This is a genomic window from Methylibium sp. T29-B (genome assembly GCF_000576225.1).
Taxonomy (GTDB): Bacteria; Pseudomonadota; Gammaproteobacteria; order Burkholderiales; family Burkholderiaceae_C; genus Methylibium; species Methylibium petroleiphilum.
This window is the reverse complement of sequence record NZ_AZSN01000026.1, coordinates 22,154-38,033: the sequence shown is the minus strand read 5'-3', so window position 1 is coordinate 38,033 and position 15,880 is coordinate 22,154. Positions and strand designations below refer to the sequence as shown.

17 protein-coding genes and 1 pseudogene are annotated in these 15,880 nt (G+C 69.7%); all 18 read right to left on the bottom strand.

Features of this window, described 5'->3' with window-relative positions:
• Positions 1-631 (bottom strand): energy-coupling factor ABC transporter ATP-binding protein (locus tag Y694_RS06630; protein ID WP_036230940.1); only part of this gene is annotated, 631 nt, incomplete at its 3' end.
• The gene (locus tag Y694_RS06625) at positions 624-1,238 is read right to left on the bottom strand and encodes a hypothetical protein (protein WP_036230951.1); all 615 of its coding nucleotides are present in this window, start codon (positions 1,236-1,238) and stop codon (positions 624-626) included. The genes Y694_RS06630 and Y694_RS06625, both read right to left, overlap by 8 nt.
• On the bottom strand, positions 1,235-1,912 hold the full coding sequence (locus Y694_RS06620; protein ID WP_036230937.1) for an energy-coupling factor ABC transporter permease: 678 nt from the start codon (positions 1,910-1,912) through the stop codon (positions 1,235-1,237). The genes Y694_RS06625 and Y694_RS06620 overlap by 4 nt, the downstream gene beginning before the upstream one ends.
• Complete coding sequence (locus Y694_RS06615) at positions 1,899-2,396, bottom strand: hypothetical protein (RefSeq protein WP_036230934.1); 498 nt, start codon at positions 2,394-2,396, stop codon at positions 1,899-1,901. The genes Y694_RS06620 and Y694_RS06615 overlap by 14 nt, the downstream gene beginning before the upstream one ends.
• 21 nt (positions 2,397-2,417) lie before the next feature.
• Entirely contained in the window at positions 2,418-3,134 is a 717-nt protein-coding gene (locus tag Y694_RS06610; protein ID WP_036230931.1) for a DUF4198 domain-containing protein, read from the bottom strand.
• A gap of 12 nt (positions 3,135-3,146) precedes the next feature.
• Entirely contained in the window at positions 3,147-5,225 is a 2,079-nt protein-coding gene (locus tag Y694_RS06605) for a TonB-dependent receptor (protein WP_036230927.1), read from the bottom strand.
• A 271-nt stretch (positions 5,226-5,496) separates the two neighbouring features.
• Positions 5,497-5,994, bottom strand: a complete 498-nt coding sequence (nikR, locus tag Y694_RS06600; RefSeq protein ID WP_231497564.1) for a nickel-responsive transcriptional regulator NikR — start codon at positions 5,992-5,994, stop codon at positions 5,497-5,499.
• Between the two features lie 35 nt (positions 5,995-6,029).
• Positions 6,030-6,278 (bottom strand): nickel-dependent hydrogenase large subunit, encoded by a 249-nt coding sequence (locus tag Y694_RS26695; RefSeq protein ID WP_310732213.1) that lies wholly within the window; start codon positions 6,276-6,278, stop codon positions 6,030-6,032.
• Positions 6,269-6,655 carry a nickel-dependent hydrogenase large subunit gene (locus Y694_RS26690; protein ID WP_310732212.1) on the bottom strand — a complete coding sequence of 129 codons (387 nt, stop codon included), beginning with the start codon at positions 6,653-6,655 and terminating at the stop codon, positions 6,269-6,271. Before Y694_RS26690 ends, Y694_RS26695 begins: the two co-directional genes overlap by 10 nt.
• Complete coding sequence (locus tag Y694_RS26685; RefSeq protein WP_310732211.1) at positions 6,559-7,485, bottom strand: nickel-dependent hydrogenase large subunit; 927 nt, start codon at positions 7,483-7,485, stop codon at positions 6,559-6,561. Before Y694_RS26685 ends, Y694_RS26690 begins: the two co-directional genes overlap by 97 nt.
• Positions 7,482-8,501, bottom strand: coding sequence for a HupU protein (locus Y694_RS06590; protein ID WP_036230924.1), 1,020 nt, complete (start codon positions 8,499-8,501; stop codon positions 7,482-7,484). The genes Y694_RS26685 and Y694_RS06590 overlap by 4 nt, the downstream gene beginning before the upstream one ends.
• A complete protein-coding gene (locus Y694_RS06585) occupies positions 8,498-9,946 on the bottom strand; it encodes a sigma-54 dependent transcriptional regulator (protein WP_011830391.1) in 1,449 nt (482 codons plus the stop codon). Before Y694_RS06585 ends, Y694_RS06590 begins: the two co-directional genes overlap by 4 nt.
• Entirely contained in the window at positions 9,943-11,718 is a 1,776-nt protein-coding gene (locus tag Y694_RS06580) for an enoyl-CoA hydratase-related protein (protein WP_036230921.1), read from the bottom strand. Before Y694_RS06580 ends, Y694_RS06585 begins: the two co-directional genes overlap by 4 nt.
• 22 nt (positions 11,719-11,740) lie before the next feature.
• On the bottom strand, positions 11,741-12,010 hold the full coding sequence (locus Y694_RS22450; RefSeq protein ID WP_051511770.1) for a hypothetical protein: 270 nt from the start codon (positions 12,008-12,010) through the stop codon (positions 11,741-11,743).
• A gap of 283 nt (positions 12,011-12,293) precedes the next feature.
• Positions 12,294-13,349 carry a hydrogenase expression/formation protein HypE gene (gene hypE, locus Y694_RS06570; RefSeq protein ID WP_011830394.1) on the bottom strand — a complete coding sequence of 352 codons (1,056 nt, stop codon included), beginning with the start codon at positions 13,347-13,349 and terminating at the stop codon, positions 12,294-12,296.
• A pseudogene (gene hypD / locus Y694_RS06565) lies at positions 13,346-14,487 on the bottom strand (hydrogenase formation protein HypD). The gene hypE and the pseudogene hypD overlap by 4 nt, the downstream one beginning before the upstream one ends.
• Positions 14,484-14,729: a HypC/HybG/HupF family hydrogenase formation chaperone gene (locus tag Y694_RS06560; protein WP_036230917.1), complete on the bottom strand. Its 246-nt coding sequence runs from the start codon at positions 14,727-14,729 to the stop codon at positions 14,484-14,486. The pseudogene hypD and the gene Y694_RS06560 overlap by 4 nt, the downstream one beginning before the upstream one ends.
• Positions 14,720-15,877 (bottom strand): hypothetical protein, encoded by a 1,158-nt coding sequence (locus Y694_RS06555; RefSeq protein ID WP_036230950.1) that lies wholly within the window; start codon positions 15,875-15,877, stop codon positions 14,720-14,722. The genes Y694_RS06560 and Y694_RS06555 overlap by 10 nt, the downstream gene beginning before the upstream one ends.
• Positions 15,878-15,880 lie beyond the last annotated feature (3 nt).

Here is a 15,880-nt window from a genome sequence, read left to right as displayed (position 1 = left end):
GCTCGAGGACGAGACAGCGCTCCCCGAACTCCGAAGCCATTGACAGGTTGTGCGTGCTGACGATGACGGTCGCCCGGGTGTCGAGCAGGTAATCCGCCAGCCAGCCGGCCGTGCGGGGATCGAGGTTGGCCGACGGCTCGTCGAGCAGCAGGACCTTGGGGTCGAGCGCCAGCACCGCGGCCAACGCGACCTTCTGCTTCTCACCGCCCGAAAGATGGAAAGGCGGCGCGTCGAGCAAGGCCTCGAGCCGCAGTTCGCGGGCCCAGCGAGCGACGCGCGCATCCACATCGGCCAGACCGAGCTGGCGCGGGCCGTAGGCAATCTCGTCGCGCACAGTCGCGTTGAACAGCATCGCCTCCGGGTGCTGGAACAGCAGCACGCACTCGCGGCGAAAGCGCCGGGCCCGATCGCGGTCGCGCAGGCGCTGCACGGTGACCTCCTCCCCGTCGTGGAAGCTGCGCCCTGCGGTCGGGTCGATCAGGCCGTTGAGCAGCTTGAGCAGCGTGGACTTCCCGCTGCCGTTGGGACCGAGCAGCACTACCTTCTCGCCGGCCTCGATGCGCAGCGTGAGGCCGCTGAAAGCCGGGGGCCTGTCGGGCCAGCCGAAACTCACGCCCTGCAGCTCAATCATCGAAGCATCCTCTCGATCGCATGGCCAGGGAAGCCTCCGCAGCGCTGGCCACCGACTTGTCCAGCAGGTGCGTGGCCTGGGCCGAGGCGTTGCGAGCGCGATCGCTCCAACGCGGGCGGCCCGGGTTGCGGCTCACGAAGGCCAGCCGGAAGTCGCGCAGAACGCGCAGGAACACCGTGACCTGCCCGACAGCGAGCATGGCCACGAAACTCAAGGTCGGCGAGAACGACAGGGCCTGCAGCACATTGACCCGCGACACGAACCAGAAACCCAGGAACACGAGCAGCAGCACGCGCAGATTGACCAGCACGAGGTAGGCCGGCCGGAACGCGCCCTGCCACAGCGAGACCCCCAGATACCCCAGGCTCACGGACAGGTTGAAGGCCAGCACCGCCAGCAGGGCACGCCGAAGCAGGCGCCAGCGTGTGGACCCGCTGGCGGCCAACGCGAGGCCCAGCAGGCCGGCCAGCACCCGAGGATCGTGCACGAAACTCACCGCCACCACGGCAGTGGCGTAGCCGGCCAGCCACCACTGCGCGTGACGCGCGGCCCTCGGGGTCGTGGCCGGCAAGCCGTCGGCCGGGGCCGGACAGCAGGACGGGTTCATGCGCATCGCACCGAAGGTTCGGCCTGCCCTTCCGCCGCGACCCAGCCGCGGCCGCGGGCGAAACGCCAGACCAGCAACGTCAGGGCCGCCTCTCCCACGCCGATCAGCGCATGCGGCACCAGCACCGCCGGCAGCACGACGGCGAAGCCGAACGGGAAGAAGAGCGGCGTCCCGTCGGGGCGTTGAGCGATCAGCGGCTGCAGACCGAGCACCAGACCGACGATCAGGCCAGAGAGCATCACGGAACACCACGCAGCAGCCACCACGGCGAGTGGCTCGCCGAGCCGCCGCAGCGCGCGAAACACCAGCACGGCCATCGCGGCGCCCGCCAGCCCCATGGCCAAGGCATTGATCGGCAGGGCGGTGACGCCTCCGGCACCGAACAGCAGCGACTGCAGCAGCAGCACCAGGCTGTAGGACAGGAAGGCGAGACGGACACCGAACAGCAGCGCCAGCATCGCCACGCCCAGCAGATGCCCCGACGTGCCCCCCGGGATCGGCAGCATGATCAGCCCGAGACCGTAGGCCAGGGCCGTCAGCGCCGCGAGCTTGGGCACGGTCTGGTCGTCCAGTTGCCGGCGCAGGCTGCGCGCCGCCCACAGCCAGGCAACGCCCGCCACCGCGTAGGCCGGCAGAAAGGTCTGCGGCGAGAGGAAGCCGTCAGGGATGTGCATCGGACCCGTCTCGTGCGACCGCACCGCGCGGCCTGCGCCCGCGGACGAAGAGCTGCAGCGCGCAGAACAGCGCCAGGATCACCAGCACACCGAGCAGCACGCGCGAGGTGCGGTCGGTCGCCGGACCCGGGACGGAGATCGCGGCCTCGCCGGACGTCTCGAAGTTCACGTCCACCCCGTGCCCATCGGCGGAGAAGGCGCGGACGCGCCAGCGTTTCACCTGATCGGGCAGGAAGACCGCGCGCCCCTGCCCGTCGGTGCTGCCGGACAGCGTGGGCTGGGTGCTGCCGTCGGCGAACAGTTCGTAGCGTTCGAAAGAGAACGGCTCACCGTCGGCATAGGTCAGGCGGACCACCGTGGCCTGCGCCCGCGACACCTCCTCATGCACTTCATGGGCCGATACGGAGCCGATCATCCCGGTCAGGACCCAGGGTAACAGGCAGGCGACCGAAGACCGCGCGCTGCGGCGTGCGACGAGACTCATCTTCCGTATCCCTCCGATCGATCAATGCACCGTGAAGACGAGGTTGGCCGAGATCGACTCGCTGTCGGCCCGCGGATCGTTCGCGAGGTCCTGCTTGCGGTTGACCGACAGGGTCTGCTCGCCGGCGACCACCGGTACCTGCGCCTTGCCTTCGGCGTCGGCCTCGATGGGGGCCTCCTTGCTGTACTTGGCACGCACGAGCTTCGCACCGGCCAGCGGCTTGCCATCCCACAGCACCTGCACCGGCAGCGACTTGCCGGCGGCGGGTGCGGCGGCGCTCAGCGGCACCAGTTCGAGCCGCTGGCCTTGCGGCTTGGTCACGGCCGCACTCCAGGCAAACACGGTCTTGCCGTATTTCACCGAGTGCACCGCGCTGACCGCACCGGGCACCTCGTTCTTCGGCAGGTTCTTGGACGTCGCATCCGCGCCTGCGGTCTTGCTCCAGTAGCCATTGTCGAAGTGAAGCGTCATCAGCGAGGGTGCCTGCGACAGCGTCGCACGCACCGCATCGCTGCCGTCCTGGCGCTTCACGGCGATGGCGGCTCCCTTGGCATCGAGCGCCGACAGCGACTTCACCTTCGCGGGGGCATAGGCCTCGACCTGCTCGCCGTGGCCGTAGAGCACGGCGTAGGCCTCGCCTTTGGCGGCGATCCAGGCATCGTGCGATCGAGCGGACAGTGCCGTGCCCGCCAAGGCGGCAGCGAGGAGGACCTGCAGAGAAGGGTGTCGAGCGATCATGGGATCTCCTGGTCAGAAGGTGTAGGTCAAGGCCACGCCGACATCGGCGCGGGGGCGGGGATCGACGCTGGTGCCGGCCTGCTCGCTGGCGAACGCGTGGGGTTGGAAGACACCGTACACCGCGTATCGCACGCGGTTCCGTTCGAGCGAGACACGCAGGTCGTAGCGCGTGTAGATGCGGCTGAACAGCGGTACCGGGCTCGCGCCGACGTAGTAAGGCGCACCGGAGAGTTGGAAGACATCGGCATTCGTACGCAGCAGGCCCGCGGCCAGCGCTGCCGTGTACTCGCCGCCGAGCCGGTAGGTGTGTTCAGGCAGGCCGGAAATCAGGTCCTGCCCGGCATTGACGGGCGTGTTGATGCGCCCCTTGACGTTCCCGTAGCTCGCATAGAGGCTCAACGCGTCGGTGGCATCGAAGCGAACATCGGCCTCCCAGCCGTTGCGCGTGGTGTCGCCGATGCCAGCGTAGACACCGCTTCCGGGCGTGGTTTCGCGGATCTCGCTCTTGTTCACCGTGTGGTAGGCCGCAGCCGACAGCGTCCACCGCGTTCCGAGTCGGGCGTTGAAGCCGACGTCGCGAGCCTTCACCTTCGGGGGCTTCAGGTCCGGGAACGAGGCACCTCCGGGCGCACCCAGCGGCCCCAACGGCCCGGGCGGCGACAGCTCCCGTTCCGCCGGCGAGCGAAAGCCCTCGCCCACATTGGCGTAGATGTCCAGCGCCTTGAGCGGCGACCAGACGAACCCCGCGCGCGGCGTGGTCACCGACGCGTCGTAGTCCACCGAGGCAGCAGGCTGCTTCAGGTTGTCGATCCGGTAATCGAAGGCGTCGCGCCGCACGCCGCCGACCAGCTTGAACGATTCCAGAACCTGCCATTGCCCCTGGGCGAACAGGCCGTACGTCAACAGATCCAGATCCCAGTGGTTGTTGACGTTCGCGCCCGGCCCCGCCGGCGTGTCCCAGCGCTGGTTGATGCCGGTCCCGCGGTCTGCGCGGAGCTCGGCGCCGGCCGTGACCGCTGCCTTTGCGCCGACCCCGAGGTGGTACTGCGCCCGGCCACCGTAGACGGCGCGATCGTCGTTCTGCACGTTGTAGCCGTTCGGATTGCCTCCTGCCGGATTGGCGCGTCGCTTCTCGTAGTGCTCGGCAAAGACCGAGGCATGCCAGCCCTCCTCGCCACGCGCCGGACAGCGGGTCAGCACAAGGCCATAGCGTTCGGCATCGCCGAACAGTGGCGGCGCGGTCGGATCACGGTCGCGCGGCCCGACCGCGCCGTTCACCAGCGACGCAAAGCTGAGGTAGCCGGGTGCGTCCCAGTCGGACTTGTAGTAGCTGCCGCGAAGCGCCCACAGGGCATCGCCGGTGTCGAGCGAAGCCTTGGCGAACAGGTTGCCGCGCGCCACCCCCGAGTTGTCGCGATAGCCGTCGGTGCGGTAGAGATCGGCGACTACGAAGGATCGGACCGCGCCATGTTCGCCGGAGAACACCGCCGTGCCGCGGCCGCTGCCGTAGCTGCCGGCACTCAGCCCGAGACTCGATTCGCCCCGGTCGCGCGTGACGATGTTGATCGCCCCGGCGCGGTTCTGGTCGCCGTACAGCGCAGAGAACGGCCCCTTGATGACCTCGATGCGCTCGATCATGTCGGGCGTGAGCCACGACAGATCGCTCATCCCGGGCCCGCCCTGGTTGGCGGACGGGAAGTTCTGCGGCACGCCGTCCACGTAGATGGCCACGTCGCCGCCGTGTGCGCCGGTGCCGGTAAAGCCCCGCATCTTGATCGGGCTGCCGATGTCGCCCTGGCCGAAACTGTAGGCGTTGACGCCCGGCACGCGGCGCAGCAGATCGGTGTAGTCGCGGCCGACGTTCGTCCGTGCGATGTCTTCGCGCCCGATGACCGTCACCGCAGCGGGCAGCCCCCGCGCGTCGAGCGTGACGCTGCCCTTGGTTTTCTCGGCCGAGCCGACGATACGAACAGCGGCCAGTTCCGCAGCGGCAGGTTCGTCGGGGTTCTGCTGCGCCAGGACAGGGCCCACCGCCAGCGCGGTCAACAACAGGGTGCTCGGCGAAAGGCGCCGATCGAAAGCGTGGTGCACTGGGTCTCCTCGTTGCAGAACGACTCATGGGCAACCGGCGCACCCATGAGTATGATGATTTTTATTAAGTTCATACAACTTCCGTGCCACCCATCCCGGATGGCATCCGACGCCCGGTGAAGGACGTCGAACCACGAGCAAACCCCCGATCACCGCGCTTCCAGCAGAGACGTCGAAACGCTCAGTGAGCGCTGTGGTCTCGGTGGCAGACACGCCCACGGACGCAACCCACCCGTCGCGCCCCAAGAAAAAAGGCCCTGCGGTGCAGGGCCTAGGTGGGTCGGGGCAGACGCCGCGGCTCAGGATGCCGGCTTCGGATGCACGTGCGCCGCGTGGTGCGCGCCGCGTCCGTGCTTGTGGCTGTGGTGCAGTTCCACGCTGATGAGGTTGAGCTTGCGTGGTGCACGCCGCGCTCGGCGCACACCGCGTCGGCGAAGCGCCTCACCGCCAGCGTCGGGCCGCGGAGGATCACGGTCTCGAGGCAATGGTCGTGATCGAGGTGCGCGTGCATCGTCGACACCGCAAGATCGTGGTGATCGTGCTGCAGCTCGGTGATGCGCTCGGTGAGTTCGCGCTGGTGGTGGTTGAAGATGTACGACAGGCAGGCCACGCAGTGCACCGACTCGTCCTTGTTCTGTCGCGTGCGCTCCATCTCCGCACGCAGCAGGTCGCGCACCGCCTCCGAACGGTTGGCATAGCCGCGGTCGGCGATCCAGTGGTCGAATTCGTGCGCGAGCTTGTCGTCGAGGGAGATGGTGAAGCGTTCCATGCGAGCCGGTCGGTGAAGGTGGAGAGGAGAATCGGTCAATGCACCGTGCACACCATGCACGGATCGAACGAGCGCACGATGTGCTGCACCGCCACCGGCGTCAGTTCGCCCTCTTGCACCGGCGCGCCCTCGAGCGCCTGCTCCAGCGCGCCGGGCGTGCCGGCGGCGTCTCGCGGCGAGAAGTTCCAGGTGGTGGGCGCGACGATCTGGTAGTTGGCGATCTGGCCGCGGCTGGCGACGATCCAGTGGCCCAGGCTGCCACGCGCGGCCTCGCTCAGGCCCACGCCGACGCCTCGGTGAAATGCGGGCTCGGCACGCAGTAGGACTCGCCGCTCTGCAACTGCTGCAACCAGCGCTCCATCATCGGCACCACGCGCGCCAGTTCGATCAGGCGCGCCAGCACGCGGGTGTAGACGGTGCCGCCGTGGCGCGCCACCGCGTCGCGCACCAGCGGCTGCGCCGATGCCAGCTGGCGGGCGATGGCACCGGTCTCGACCACCTCGCCGGCGAGCCGTGGCGCCTTGTTCCACGTGTAGGCGTCGGGCTTGTCGGCGTCGGGCAGCGTCAGGCCGTCGAGCGGATGGCGCGGGGCGGCGCTGTCGGCCAGCCAGGCATGCGTCGCGTCCTCTCGTATCGCCGCCTCGTCGAGACGCGACAGCACCGCGCGCTGCGCATGCCACACGCCGCCGCCGAGCTCGAAGCCGCCGTCCGGCTGCGGGTAGCGCCGTAGCTGAGGTAGCGCCCGGGGCCAGGGCCGAGACGCTCCAAGGCAGCGTCCTTGACCATGCTCAGGAACAACCGGAAGTCGCCGCGCCACGGGTCCTGCGCATGCCAGGCCCACAGCTCGGCTTCGCTGGCGATCGAGCTCACCTGCTCCAGCGGTGCGGCGAACAGCTGGCGCTCGAGGAAGGCCCGGAACTCGCGCACGCGCGACAGCAGGCGCACACGCTCGGCTGCCTCGATCGGCCGCGTGGAGCCGCCCGGCTCGATGCTCTGCGTGTGAGGCCACTTGCCGGCCAGGGTGCCGAGCAGCGTGAACCAGCGCTGGCGCGCCGCGATGGCCGCGCGCGTCTGTTCGCCGGTCTGCGGGGCGAAGCGGCGTTCGGCTTCGGCATGCCAGGCTCGCGACGCATAGACCGGACGAGTGAAGTCCGGCATGAAGAAGAGGTAGAAGTGCGTCAGGTGATCGGCCAGGTTCTCGGTGGCGAGGATCACATTGGTGGCGTGCTGGCCGTTGGGCGGCATCTCCAGGCCGCCCAGGTCGGCCAGGGCGCGCGCCGACGCCACCGACTGCGAGACCGAGCAGATGCCGCAGATGCGCGGCACGTAGACCAGTGCATCGTGCGGGTTCTTGCCGCGCAGGATCTGCTCGAAGCCGCGGTACATCGGCGCGTTGACGCGCGCCGACGTCACCCGGCCGTCGGCGATGTCGAGCGTGACTTCGAGATCGCCTTCGACGCGGTTGAACGGGCCGACGAGCAGGCGGGTCATTTCAGGCGCGTCTTGCGCACCGCCGGCGTGACCACCAGGTGATCGGCCACGGCATTGAGCTTCACGCGCCTGGGCGTCGCCGACTTCGACAGCGACGCAAGCGCGACGAACCAGGCCTTGGGCATGTCGGTCGGCAGGCCGATCGGGATGCCGGCCAGCTTGGGTGTCTGGTGGAAGGGGTGGCCCGGTTCCTGGAAGCCCGGCTCGGTGCAGGCGACGCAGGCGTAGCCGCCCCGGGTGCACGAGCCCTCGCCGTTCCACAGCCGCGTGTTGCAGTCCGCATGCACCTGTGTGCCCTTGCAGCCCATGTGCTCCATCATGCAACCCAGGTCCGACGGCTTCTCGGCGCTGGCCTTGAATTCGTAGTATTCGTTGCGGGTGCAGCCGTGGTGCACCAGCTGATCGGCATAGAAGCGCGGACGGCCCAGCTGGTCGAGGTCGCCGGCCGTGAAGCTCTCAGCGGCCAGCGCCATCAGCGTGTCGATCACCCAGCTCGGATGCGTGGGACAGCCAGCGATGTTGATCACCGGCAGGCCACTCTCAGAACGGAAGTCGGTACCGAGCAGGCCACCGCGACGGTCGTCCTCGAACTGCAGGCCGCAGGCATCGGTGGGGTTGTCGCCACCGGCGGTCACGCCGCCCCAGGCCGCGCAGCTGCCGACCGCCACCACGTGCCGGGCCCTGGCCGCCAACCGCGAGACCCAGTGGATCATCGGGATGCCGGTGCCGGCCAGCACGTGGAAGCGACCGCTGCCATGCGGGCCGCGCAGCAGGGAGCCTTCGATGCACAGGGCGTCGAGCCGCAGGCGGCCATCGGCGATGCGGTCGAGCATGGTGCTCAGCTCGTGCCCGCTCTCGATCGAGAGCGAGGGGTGCCACAGCAGGTCGATGCCGGCGTCGCGCAACTGGCCGTGGAAGTCGGTCGTGTCGGCGCACAGCAGCGACATGCTGCAGCCACCACATCCCCCCGACTGCAGCCACAGCACGTTGAATCCCGCCGCAGCGCCCATGCTCATCCTTCCAGCCCGAATCTCAGCATCTTGCCACGCAGCCCGACGCGCGACAGGCCCAGTTCCTTGGCCGCGCGAGTCTTGTTCCAGCGGTGGCGCAGCAGCGTCTCGCGCAGGATCATCGCCTCGATGGCATCGAGCCGCTCGCCCAGCGTGCCGCTGCGCGGCAGCGGCGTGGCCTGCGCGGTGGCGGACAGGCCGGCCTGCCCATGCAGCACGCGCAGCGAGAAGGCCTGCGCCTCGATGCATTCGGTGGCGCTCAGCGCCACCGCGCGGGCGATCTCGTTGCGCAGCTCGCGGATGTTGCCGGGCCAGGGGTAGCCCATCAGGCAGGCCATCGCCTCGTCGCTGAGCTCGGCGCCGGGCCGCCCCAGTTCGGCGCTCACCTCGCGCACCAGGCGGCGCGCGATCGGCTCGATGTCGCCGCCGCGCTCGCGCAGCGGTGGCACCGTCAGCGAGATGCCGGCGATGCGGTAGTACAGGTCTTCGCGGAACAGGCCCTCGCGGACGCGCTGCTCCAGGTCGCGGTGCGTGGCCGCGACCACCCGCACGTTGACCGGCACGGTGCGCACGCCGCCGACCGGCCGCACCTCGCCCTCCTGCAGCACGCGCAGCAGGCGCACCTGGAAGGCCGGCGAGGTCTCGCCGATCTCGTCGAGAAACACCGTCCCGCCATTGGCGCGCTGGAACAGCCCCGGATGGTCCTCGTGCGCACCGGTGAAGGAGCCGCGCTTGTGGCCGAACAGCTCCGACTCCAGCAGGGTGTCGGGAATGGCCGCGCAGTTCTCGACGACGAAGGCGCCGCTGGCACGCGGGCTGGCGTAGTGGATGGCGCGCGCAAGCAACTCCTTGCCGGTGCCGGATTCGCCGAGCACCAGCACGCTGAGGTCATAGCGCGCCACGCGCGCGGCCATCTCGCACACACCATCGAGCGGGCTGCCTGCGGCGCGCTCGATGCGGTCGAAGTCGAAGGTGTTGCGCGCCTTCTCCAGCTTGTGCGCGGTACGCTGGCGCAGCACCGGTGTGCTGGTACGCAGCTCGAGGTCGAGGCGGTGCATCTCGCGCTGCAGCACACGGGCTTCCGCCGCGGTGCGCACCGTGTCGAGCAGGTGGTCCGGCACCCAGGGCTTGAGGATGTACTGGTAGATGCCGGCGTCGTTGATGCCGGCGATGATGTCCTCGGAATCGGTGTAGCCGGAGATCACGATGCGCACCGTGTCGGGCCAGCGCTCGCGCACTTCCTTCAGGAACTCGACGCCGGTGAGTCCCGGCATGCGCTGATCGCACAGGATCACGCTGACCTCATAACGCTCGAGTTGCTTGCGGGCGTCATCCGCATGGCTCGCGGTGAGGACCGTGAAGTCCTCGTCGAGCGTGCGCCGCATCGCGTCCTGGGAACGCACTTCGTCGTCCACCACCAGGACGGTCGGCAGGCTGGCGACCTCGCTCATGCGCGCTCCGTGCTGCCGGCAGCGGCCTCGCGATGGACCGCGAGATGCCGGGGTGTCCAGGCATGGGGCAGCTTGTGCACGAAGTGATAGCGAGCGACGTGGTAGCTCGGGTCGAAGCCGTAGAAATTGCGGTGCATCCGGGACAGCTCTTGTTCTCTGTAGGCGGCCAGGGGCCGCCGGGCCTCGTCCGCGTCGCGCACCTGCCGCTTGAGAGCGACGCGCTCGGCCAGATTGTGGGCCGACGCCAGTGCCAGCGCATGGGTAGTTGCCTCGATTTCGAAGCCGCGCACCCCGGTGTCGAAGCATCGATCGATCAGGCCCGAGCGCTGCGCCGCGGCCGCCGAGACCGGCAAGCGCTGCTGCATCAGCGCCGCGGCGCCGGCCGCTCCCAGCCGCCGCGGCAGCAGGTAGGTCCAGTACTCGGACCCGTAGAGGTTGCCCATGTTCTTGTAGTGCGGATTCAGCACGACACCCCGGTGCGCCCACACCTCGTCGGCCGCCAGCGCCAGGAAGGCACCGCCGGCTCCGGCGTTGCCGCGCAGAGCGGCCACGGTGAGCCGGTCGGTGAGCGTGATCAGCTCCAGTGCCACGTCGTCCATCGCTTCGATGTTGCGCCAGGATTCGTCGGCCGCGCTGTCGCCGGCCCGGTGGGCGGCCGCCTCGATGCAGTTCAGGTGGATGCCATTGCTGAAGAAGTCGGACCCGCCGAGCAGCAGCAGCACCTGCGTTTCGCGCCGCCGAACTTCCTGCAGCGCCGCCCGCAGTCGACGGCACTGATCGGTCGACATCGCGCCGTTGTAGAAGTCGAACGACAGGCACCCCACGCGTGCGCCGCGCGGGCCGAGTTCGCGGTAGCGCAGTTCACCCCATTCATCGGCATCGCGCTCCAGCGGCGCATCGAGCTGCGGCAGGCCGGCCGCGTGGGATGCGAACGCGAGGGCTGCCGGCAGTTTGAACGATGGCCCGTCGCCGCAGGCCTGCGGACTGCGCACCTGACCGATCCACACACCGCCATCGACGGTGCGGCGCAGCAAGGTCCCGTCGCGATGCGCCACCACGGTGCCCGGCGCACCCGCGGGCGCGCGGGCCAGTGTCGCGGCGCTGACCGGGTGGCCATCGTAGAGATGGCATTCCACGTCGAACAGCCGGTCGCGCACGCCCGGCTGGCCGTCGGCACTGCGCAGCCGGGCCAGGATGTGTGCCGTGTCGTCGTGGTCCCAGTCGATGCGGCGAGCCGACTGCGGCAGCGCCGGGCGCCAGCCGGCGGTCCCCTCGATGTCGGCTCGGGTGCTGCCATCGAGCGCGCCCGCCCCGCCCTGCGCGGCGAAGCGTTCGACCGCCTTCAAGGACGCCGCGACGGCGGCATCGGCCACCTCGCCGCGGTAGAGGCTGCCCTTGGCAGCGTCGCGCATCGGGAACTCGGCGTGCGCCCACACGGGACCGGCGTCGAATTCGTCGTTGGCCTGAAGCACCGTCACGCCCCAGCGAGGACGGGACTCGAGCACGGCCCAGTCGAGCGCCGAGGGCCCGCGGTCACCGGGCGGACCGGGGTGCACCACCAGGCAGACCACCCGGTGCCACACCGATGCCGGGATGCGCCGCTTCAGAAAAGGTGCGATTACCAGGTCGGGCCCGAACAGCGCCACCGCCTCTTCGGTGACGCTGTCGGCCACGTCGAGTTCCACCGACACGCTGTGCCCCCGGGCGCCGAGTTCGACGAAAAGGCGCTGGGTGAGGCTGTTGAAGCTGTGGCAGAGCAGCAGGATGCGCATGGTGGCTCGTCGAGGGTCGGGATCAGACGGGCTTCAGCCCCGCCAGCAGCTTGATGGCCTGCTTGCGCCCGAGGTTGACGGACACCTTGGATTCCAGCGCCTCCAGCGCCTTGCAATAGTCCTCGAGGGTGGCGGCCCCCAACAGCGGGCCGGCCACGACCACGGCGTCAGGGCCGTAGTGCGGCGCGAGCCGGGCCAGCGCCTCGCGGCGCAGCGGTGCGAGGCGCTCCCGCACCTCGGCGGCAGACGTTTCGGCCTCGCGTGGTGCGACGGATTCCACCGCGATGTCCACCGGCAGGGGCTGCGCGCCAGGGCTGCCGGCGACCCGCCGCACCGGCGGCGCAGCCGGCTCCACATGGCCCTCGGCCGCGAGCGCTTCGACGAGCGCGTCGGCATCGGGGCCGATCTTGGCACGCAGGGCGGCGAGCGAATCGACCCCGTTGACGAGGATCAGCGCCGTGCGCGATCGCGCCGACAGCCCCCCGACCGCAACCTCACTTCTCCCATGCCCCGATCGGTCTTGCGGTACACGCGGTCCCCGGGATCGTCCATCGCAGCCTCTCTATGCGGAGGTGTCAGCAAATGCGCGGCAACTGCTCTCCGCTCAACCAGTCGACGACGCGGCGCCCGCCGAAGCGGGTGTCCATCTGCACGAAGCGGTGGGGGTCTTCGACGACGCTACCGATGCGCGCGGCCTGCGCGCCCAGAGGATGAGCGCGCATCGCCGCCAGCACCGCCTCGACTGCCTCGGGCGCGCAAGCGGCCACCAGCTTGCCTTCGTTGGCGATGTACAGCGGGTCCAGGCCCAGCAGTTCGCAGGCCGCATCGACCTGCGGCAGCACCGGGATCGCGTCCTCCTGCAGCAGCATGCCGACACCGGACTGGCGCGCGATCTCGTTGAGCGTCGTGGCCAGGCCGCCGCGCGTGGGGTCGCGCAGCACCCGCACGCCCCCCGGCGCAGCCTGCAGCATCGCGGCCACCAGGGTGTGCAGCGCCGCCGTGTCGGAGCGGATCGTGGTCTCGAACTCGAGCGACTCGCGCTGCGACAGCACCGCGACGCCGTGCTCGCCGATCGTGCCGGACAGCAGCAGCACGTCGCCGGGACGCGCGTTCCTGCCGGAGACGTCGACACCGACTGGCACCACGCCGACGCCGGTGGTGCTGATGAAGACGCCATCGCCCTTGCCTTGCTCCACGACCTTGGTGTCGCCGGTGATCACCGGCACGCCGGCCTCGCGCGCCGCAGCGGCCATCGACTCGACGATGCGCTTGAGATCGGCGAGCGGGAAGCCCTCTTCGAGGATGAAGCTGGCGGCCAGATAGAGCGGCCGTGCGCCGGACATCGCCACGTCGTTGATCGTGCCGTGTACGCTGAGGCAGCCCACGTCGCCGCCAGGGAAGAACAGCGGCGACACCACGTGGCCGTCCACCGCCATCACCATGCGCTCGCCTTGCGGGATGGCAAACGCCGCGCCATCGTCGCCCTGGCGCAGGTAGTCGTTGTCGAAGGCCGCGAGGAAGAGCTCCTCGATCAGCTGCATCGCCGCGCGCCCGCCGGCGCCATGCCCCATGTCGATGCGGCCGTTCTTGATGTCGAGCGGCCGGATGTAGTCCTTCTTGACAATGCTCATGCTGCCGCCACGATCGCGATGTCCTTGAACCGCCCGTAGGAGTAGTGCGCCGCGCAGGCGCCCTCGCTGGACACCATGCAGGACCCCACCGGATTCTCCGGCGTGCACACCGTGCCGAAGATCTTGCAGTCGGTCGGCTTCTTCACACCGCGCAGGATGGCGCCGCATTCGCAGGCCTTGTTGTCGGCCACCGGCTGGTAGCCGAGCTGGAAGCGCCGCTCGGCATCGAAGGCGGCGAAGCCGGGGCGGATCTTGAGCGCGCTGTACGGCACTTCACCGAGGCCACGCCACTCGAAACTCGGCCGCAGCTCGAAGATGTCGGACACCAGCGCCTGCGCATTGAGATTGCCGTCGCGGTTGACCGCACGGGTGAACTCGTTCTCGACCTCGGCGCGCCCTTCGTTCACCTGACGCACGAGCATCAGCACCGCCTGCATCACGTCGAGCGGCTCGAAGCCGGCGATGACCACCGGCTTGCGGTACTCCTGGGCGAAGTGCTCGTAGGGTCCGGAACCGATCACGATGCTGACGTGCGCCGGCCCCACGAAGCCATCGATCGGCACCGTGCCGAACTGCCGTACTTCGGGCGACTCGAGGATGTGCGTGATCGCCGACGGCGTGAGCACATGGCAGCACAGAACGCTGAAATTCGCCAGCCCCTCCTTGTGGGCGTCGCGGATCGCCAGGGCCGTGGGCGGCGTGGTCGTCTCGAAGCCGATCGCGAAGAACACCACCTCGCGCTGCGGGTTCTGGCGCGCGATCTGGAGCGCATCGGCCGCCGAGTACACCATGCGGATGTCGCCACCGCGCGCTTGGCACGAACCAGCGACAGGCCGTCGGACGCCGGCACGCGCATGGTGTCGCCGTAGGTACAGACGATGGCTCCACGCTCGAGTGCGAGCTTGATCGCCAGGTCGATGCGGCCGATCGGCAGCACGCAGACCGGGCAGCCTGGACCGTGCACCATGCGCACATTGGCCGGCAGCAGCTCGCTGACGCCATAACGCGAGATGGCGTGGGTGTGGCCGCCGCAGAACTCCATGAAGCTGTAGCTGCGGTTCGGACGAACCTCCTGGCGCAGCCGCTCGGCGATCTTCTGGGCGACGCCGCCGTCGCGAAACTCGTCGATGTACTTCATGACAGCGCCGCTCCCGAGGCGGCCGGCAAACGGGCGACTTCACCGAACATCGCGAGCGTGCGCTCGGCTTCGGCCGGATCGATCTGCCCGATGGCATGTCCGACGTGCACGATCACGTAGTCACCGACGGCCACGCCGGGCAGCAGGGCCACGGAGATCTCCTTGCGAATGCCGCCGAGGTCGACCACGGCCTGGTCGGCGGGCTTGAGTTCGATCAGCTTGGCGGGGATGGCTAGGCACATGAGAGGCTCTCGTTGACTTCGATGGAAAGGGGCCGGCCGCCGGCATGCAGCAGGTGAGCGGCCACCCAGGCCTGCCCGAGCGCCAGCGCCGCATCGCCGCAGGTGTGGGCCTGCGGCCTCAGCACCTTCAGCCCCTGCCGCTGCAGGCCGGCGGTGACATGCTCGGTGAGCACCATATTGCAGAAGCAACCGCCGCCGAGGCACACGGTGCGCGCACCGCGCTCGCGGGCTGCTGCACCAGCCCAGCCGGCCAATGCCTCGGCCAGCGCCACATGGAACCAGGCGGCCTCGGCGGGCACCCCGCCAGCAGCATCGCCGTGATCGAGCAATCGCGCCAGCAAGGGGCGCAGGTCGAGGCGATCGACCCGGCTCGCATCGACGATGTCCGTCCGCGTCGGCCGGCCGTTCGCCGCGATCCACGCGCGTGCCTGTTGCTCCAGCGCGATCGCGGCCTCGGCCTCGTGCGCCTGGCGAACGCTCAGCCCCAGCGCAGCGGCGGCCGCGTCGAACCAGCGCCCGGCGCTGCTGGTGGGAGGGCAGTTGAAGCTGGCGACGAGCAACTGCTGCACGAGGCACGCGGCACTCGCACCCACGGCGCCAACGAAGCGCTCACCGATCTCGCCCCCACGGCCCAGCGCGTGGAGCGCCGACGCAGCCATCCGCCAGGGCTCGCGTGCCGCCACATCGCCTCCGGGCAGTGCCAGCGGCCAGAGGCCGCCGAGGCGCTGCCATTCGGCGGTGTCGACCCACAGCAGTTCACCACCCCAGGCGGTGCCGTCGGTGCCCAGGCCGACGCCGTCCAGCGCCAGGCCGACGACCGCCTCATCGACGCCATGCTCGGCCATCACCGCCGCGATGTGGGCGTGGTGGTGCTGGACGCCGATCGCGGGAACCCCCAGCTCCGCGGCCAGAGACACCGCCAGGCGGGTGCTGTAGAAATCGGGGTGCAGGTCGTGCGCGATCGCAGCCACCGGCCGGCCGGGTCGGCGCAGCAGCGACTGCATTGAGGCATCGAGCGCGCAGCAGGCACCCGGTTCACCCAGGTCACCGTGCAACGCCGACCAGACCGGCACGCCGCCCTCGAGCAGGCACGCGGCATTCTTCAGCCAGGCGCCAGCGGCCAGTACGGTGGGCAGGTCGTTTGGCACGAT